Below are 5,966 nucleotides of genomic sequence, written 5' to 3'. Positions count from 1 at the left end.
TTTTAAAGTATGTGAATTTGAGAGTTTTTCAACTTTTTCAAGTTTTTCAACATTTTCAACCTGGTTTGCAATGATTGTACTATTATTAAGCAAAAGATACCATGTGCGAATCTATTTTACGCTTACAAGTCTACTAGGGAACCTACCCCAATTATTGACACATATCAAAAAAATAGCCGGATCGAAATCCGGCTATTTTTTAAGTTGTCTTTCAATCATTATGTTGTAGCAGCTTTTCTAACTACAACTGTGATTTCTTTTGTCAAGCTTGTATTTGTTATGAATGTTGCTTTAAAAGTATATTCATCAGCTGAACCGATACTGATTGAAGGAGTCAATGTTCCATTACCAGTAACTGTTACGCCATTTGGAACGTTTGTAATAAGGACATTAGTAATCAAGGTCTGTATATCACCATCATTAGCTGCACCCATCTTTACTCCATACTGGTCTTTACCTTTGATGACTAATTTGAGGGCTGCTACATTAACATCTCCATTTGAGTCAGCATTTATATATGCAATGTCATTCTTAACTGTTACAGGATTTACTGTTTCAGCATATATAGTTGTCAGAACAGGAGCTTTATTTGTTAATGTTGTTGTTGCAGTTAATGTTTCTGGTCCTTTATCGGCATTTACAACTGCCAGTACAGTAACTACCTTATCAGTATTTTCTTTAATTGATCCTCCAACTGTAAGTGAGTCAGTACCGTTCAGTTTGCCATTGCTGTCATAAATTACGCCAGCATCATTAGTATTAATTACGAAGTCTCCTTCAGTTGTGATGTTACCACTTGCATCAACTACTGGAGCTAACAATGCAACTTTTGCTCCACTAGAAGTCAAGCCGTATACACTAACTGGTTGTGCATGGGATCTTGCATGATAGAGAACTTCTGGTACTTCAAGCTTGTATTCAGCTATTGCTGATTTAGCAACTGTTGATGCTGTGAATTCATATGCGCTTCCAGCAACTATAGCCTTAGTTAAATCAGCTGGATCATAGTCTGCAGCAGTCTTGTCAATAATGCTTACAACTATTCTTGAGGAACCAGTTTGTAATCCCTTCATTGTAATCTTATCAGCTGTAGAAGTAATCTCAGTAACTGAAACGCCGTTAAAGTCAACCAATGTTGGGCTCTTGCTTTCGAGTTTTATCTTATACTTGTTGAACCAATCAGAATTCAGAGTCATTGTTCTTCCGTATTGGTCAGCTACAAGTATATTCTTTGATTCAATTGTAGTTGTTGCGTTCTTAGTCATATTGACAACTAAATCTTTAGTTCCAATAACGGTTGTAGCTTTAGCAGTATCTTTTACATCAATAAAGATTTGTGAATGTTTACCAGTAGGTGTAAACGCTGTTATTGATGCTGTACCGACATATGCTGTGTCGGGTATAGTAACTTTAAGTTCTGCTTTGTTTGTTTCATAGTTGTATTCAAACTTAACAGTTGAACCCTGTATTGAGCAGCTTACTACTGAAGATGGTATTGCAGCTTTTGCAGTTTCTGATAATTCAACACCATTTTGATCGTAAGCATTGAATGGGATCTTAACTGTTTCGCCCTTTACAACTAAATCAGCGGGAACTTCAAGTACTAATGAGTCAAGTGATGATACTTTCTCTACATTAATTTCTATTGTAGCCTGTTTACCTGTAATGTTAGCATAGAAGTAAAGTGTTACTTTTCCTGATAATCCTTCTGTTACAGCGTTATTGTTATCCCTTACAGGCTGCAGCTGATATCCAGCTGTTTTCTTAGCAGAGTCTGGAATCTCATTTACAAATGGATTCGCACCGGTTAAAGGATTACCTAAAATTGAAGGATTTGTATTAACAACTGTTACCTGATCTTTTAACTGTGTAGCATTAGTAACTTTATTTCCATACTGGTCATAAGCTTCTATTTCTACATAGAAATTATCAGTTGTAAGTGTCTTTGTATTTAATACTTTATTGTCTTTATTAAATACTGAGCCAACTTTTATATCAGATACTCTTGAATAATCTCCAACTTTCATTACCTTTGTTGCAAAAGTACCTGTATTTGCATGCAGTGCAGTAACTGTAAAGTTCTGGTTAAGAACAAAAGTACCACTTGGTAATTGTACTTTCTTAACACCAGTAGAATTATCTATTACATTACCTACTGAAGAAGTCCACTGAAGTGTAGTTCCAGCAGTAATATCTTCTCCGTACTGATTCTTTACATTGTAGTATACTAAAACTTCTTTATTGTAATTTGGATCAGTTGTTGCATATTGTACTAATGGAGCTACATCTGAAGCAATTTCAATTTCTGCAACCTTTTCATCTTCAGCTGCAATTGTTATAACATTAGCACCTTCTGGCAATTCTACGCCACCAATAGTGATAGTGTAATCGCCTTTTGTAATTTTGCTTACTAATTCAATAGTAGCAACTGTCTTAGCTTCGTTCCATTCAACTTTTGAAGTATTAATTGTGATTGTACCCTTCTTAACTGCAAAAGTAGCTTTGCTTGTATCAACAGCATCGCTGAAGGATACCTGGAATTTCTTAGCACCAACAGCTTTAGCTTCTACAGCCAATTCTTCAGCTACTAAACCAGCTTCAATAGCAGCCTCTTCGGAAATAACTCCGTCAGCAACTAATTTCTCAATAAGAGTAATATCCTGGTCTTTAACTTTAGCTAATAAAGCTTCAACTGTTGCACTGGCAACGTCAGCGTTTGTAAGTTCTTCAACATCTGCTAATTTAACTAAACCTATTTCAGCAGCAAAATCAAGAACTTCACTCCATTCAAAATCTACACCTTGCTTGTAACCTAAAGCTTCAAGCATTACTTTATAGTATGATTTTGCATCGATGGTTACGAGGGGTTCAAATTTGTTGTCCCCAACGCCCTGCCAGCCGAGTTCTGGATTGGCTTTCAGATAAGCAAGAATTGCTCTTCCGCCTTCCCATATTTCTTCAGCGTCATCAAAATTCTCTGTTCCTTTAAAAGCAAGCGCTTCATCTTCCAGACCTTGCAGTCTTAAAAACATGATAGCAGCTTGTATTCTGTATGTCGGTTTTGCCAAGTATTCTTCTGTGACGCCTTGGCCTTCGCCTTTGAGCATACCAAGTAATTCGCAGATTTCTACATCACTTAGTTCTGTCTCAGCGGCAAATGCAGGAACCATCATTGTTGCCATTAAAGCAACTGCTATGATAACTGCAAGTAGCTTTTTGAGATTTTTCATACTCTCAAATCCTCCTCATTTTATTTTTTTTTGGGAGTAAGGCTATTTATTAACTATAACAAGTCAGGTTACGCCTTCTCCCTTCAGTAAATAACCCAACTTATAAGCAATTCAGCTGAAAAGGGCGCAGTACCCATTTCAAGCACAAATTGATTATACCACCGCCCTTCATACCAGTCAACAAATAGAAAACAAGTGTAAAGAAACTGTAACAGAACTGCAATAATGCTATCTATACACGTTTATATCCACTTATTTCTAGGAGTTGTGTTGGCATGTAAATAAGGCGGTCCTAAATCCATGGGCGATTACCAGAGGCCTTAGGCATAATATATGTACAATGAAAATACAACACAATTACATTACCTAATATATCTGGTTCGTCCTGAATTTATAGTTAAATTATACCATTAAAAAAATTAAGTTTCAACCTGAAATCCTGTTAAATAAGCTTTTTTTGAGTTTTTTTACAGTGTTTTATTTAATGAAATTATTACACAAGCATAATTAAAGCCGGCAATATGCCGGCTTTGCTACGCTAAGGAAGGTCTACTACTTATTCATGCTTCTTTCTGCTATTTCTATAGCCTTTTTGACTATATTACCGCAGTCTCTGGATGTTACTGATCCCCATCCCTCAGAAGCAACGATGTCATATACACCGAGCTCTTTTGCAATCTCTGTTTTCAGAGCTTCTGACATTATTCTTCCACGTCTTGCCATTTCATATCCCTCCTTATTTTCGGAATTGCTTCCGAATTATCAGCGTGCCTTAATATATTTTGCATTTTTTTTAAAATTAATAGTTGTAATTTATTCATTTGTTCACTTTTTTTTCTTTATGTTAATATACTGTATTACGATACCTTTAGGAGGAGTTCAGATGAATACGTATACAAAGAATAGCAGAGAATGTATGTATCCATACAGCCAGATGATACAAGGTTTTCAGTCACAGTCACCTTTAACCCAAACAATGCAAGGAAATCAGGCCTCCTTTTTACCGCATGCCGGACTTTCAAATCAGGAGGGACTTCCTGTACTTCCAACAGGTATTCCTACAGGCCCTGCTTCCATATCTCCATTTAATGTTCCTATGAATGGAGCTGCAGGAGCTACAGTATATGGCCAACCTGCACCTGCAACTATTGACAATGTTGCATATACCGCAGGTTTTTTAAGAACACAGATTGGCCGCAAAGTAAGAGTAGAGTTTCTCATTGGCACTAACGGTCCTCTTGTTGACCGGACCGGTACTTTAAGATATGTGGGAGTCAGCTATATAATTTTACAACCTATAGATTCAGATGATTTAATGATGTGCGATCTTTATTCTATCAAGTTCGTGACAATTATATTATAGGTTGTATAATTATATAGGAAAGAGCAGGCATACCCTGCTCTTGGCTGGCTAAAAATAACGCAGAAATTTATCTTTTTAATCTATTATATACAGCATTTTATATTACGTTTTTTCAGGTCTTGAGGGTTTAGAAATTTCAGTCAACGCATAAGCCGCTTCTACATCATAACGAGGCTGAGTTGCTACATCTCCTAAGGATACCATTCCAACGAGCTTATTATTTTCGACCACCGGAATTCTTCTTATTTGCTTATCTGACATAATAGCTGAAACCTCACCTATATCTGTGTCAGGCGTCACAGTAGTTACCTGTGTTGTCATAATATCCTTAACAGAAGTATTTTGAGGTAATTTTCCATGGGCTATATTTCTTACTACAATGTCCCTGTCAGTTACAATTCCAACTATGCCTGTTGCATCCAGCACAGGAATGGAACCTACATTATGTTTTTGCATTAACTGTGCTACCTCGGTTACCGGAGTGTTGGGATTAACATACGCAACACTTTTTGTCATTATATCTCTTACTTTCAAATTCATCATCCTCCTTTTTAATACTTTTGAAATAATTATTGTAATAGCAAACTTCTATTTTATTTTTCCCACGACATAAAAAAATAGTACTTTATCAAAGCTTTTTATCCGAATTATCCAACCAAAAATTACAGCTTTCATGGATTGCTGTCCGATGGTTATAATTAAATTAAATGAAGGAAGGAATGATAAATTTGATAAATAAGATGCTTAAACATAATCTGGATTTTAATAGAAACCTTAATTTTAATAATTTTATTAACAGAAGCATCATCATCTTACTACTATGTAGTATACTATTGACTTCATGTCTCCCTGCGCTTCCTTTTATTCTTGGCTGTGTTAAATATGAACTTACCAGAAAGCAAAATCTAAACATTAATTTAGAGCTTGTAAATCCTTTTATCCAATCTCTAAGCGCTGACACTTCCAACAGGCTTGTCCTTCGGATTAAAGTGCTGGATAAATCAGGCAAGCCTGTTCCATACGCAAAAGTAGATCTTTTTGTTGAAGGTATATTGGATCAGAAAGATATTACTTATATGGATAATGTTGAGAATAATATTAGTAATAATAATACTAAAAATACGTTTGGACGTTTTAGCAAAGAAAGCATAAGAGTAGATAAAAATGGTCAGTCTCTTGTAGAATATATTCCTCCTGCAAAAATACCTAATATTAATGATAAAAATATTATTTTTGTTGCATTGAAGATTAAGTCTATATAATGGTGTAAAAAGAAGTTGAGCCAAAGCTCATACCTCGGTTAGAATATAAGTACCATCAAATACCAAACCGAGGAGGATGAACCATGGCTCAGTTTAATATTACAATAACCG

5 protein-coding genes are annotated in these 5,966 nt (G+C 35.5%); 2 read left to right on the top strand and 3 right to left on the bottom strand.

The window, feature by feature from the left end:
• Positions 1–218: 218 nt before the first annotated feature.
• Together GXX20_12645 and GXX20_12640 are read right to left on the bottom strand one after the other, a co-directional pair.
• Entirely contained in the window at positions 219–3,230 is a 3,012-nt protein-coding gene (locus GXX20_12645; protein ID HHW32496.1) for a hypothetical protein, read from the bottom strand.
• Between the two features lie 552 nt (positions 3,231–3,782).
• The gene (locus GXX20_12640) at positions 3,783–3,953 is read right to left on the bottom strand and encodes a small, acid-soluble spore protein, alpha/beta type (GenBank protein ID HHW32495.1); all 171 of its coding nucleotides are present in this window, start codon (positions 3,951–3,953) and stop codon (positions 3,783–3,785) included.
• Between the two features lie 160 nt (positions 3,954–4,113).
• Between GXX20_12640 and GXX20_12635 the strand changes: the two genes are divergently transcribed.
• A complete protein-coding gene (locus tag GXX20_12635) occupies positions 4,114–4,593 on the top strand; it encodes a hypothetical protein (protein ID HHW32494.1) in 480 nt (159 codons plus the stop codon).
• 102 nt (positions 4,594–4,695) lie between these two features.
• On the opposite strand, the gene GXX20_12630 is transcribed toward GXX20_12635, so the two are convergent.
• Complete coding sequence (locus tag GXX20_12630; protein ID HHW32493.1) at positions 4,696–5,127, bottom strand: CBS domain-containing protein; 432 nt, start codon at positions 5,125–5,127, stop codon at positions 4,696–4,698.
• A 185-nt stretch (positions 5,128–5,312) separates the two neighbouring features.
• Between GXX20_12630 and GXX20_12625 the strand changes: the two genes are divergently transcribed.
• Complete coding sequence (locus tag GXX20_12625) at positions 5,313–5,855, top strand: hypothetical protein (GenBank protein HHW32492.1); 543 nt, start codon at positions 5,313–5,315, stop codon at positions 5,853–5,855.
• Positions 5,856–5,966 lie beyond the last annotated feature (111 nt).

The organism is Clostridiaceae bacterium, assembly GCA_012840395.1.
In the GTDB taxonomy this organism is placed as follows: Bacteria; Bacillota; Clostridia; order Acetivibrionales; family DULL01; genus DULL01.
Note: the sequence above shows the minus strand (reverse complement) of the source record. Positions and strands in the feature narration are given on the sequence as shown.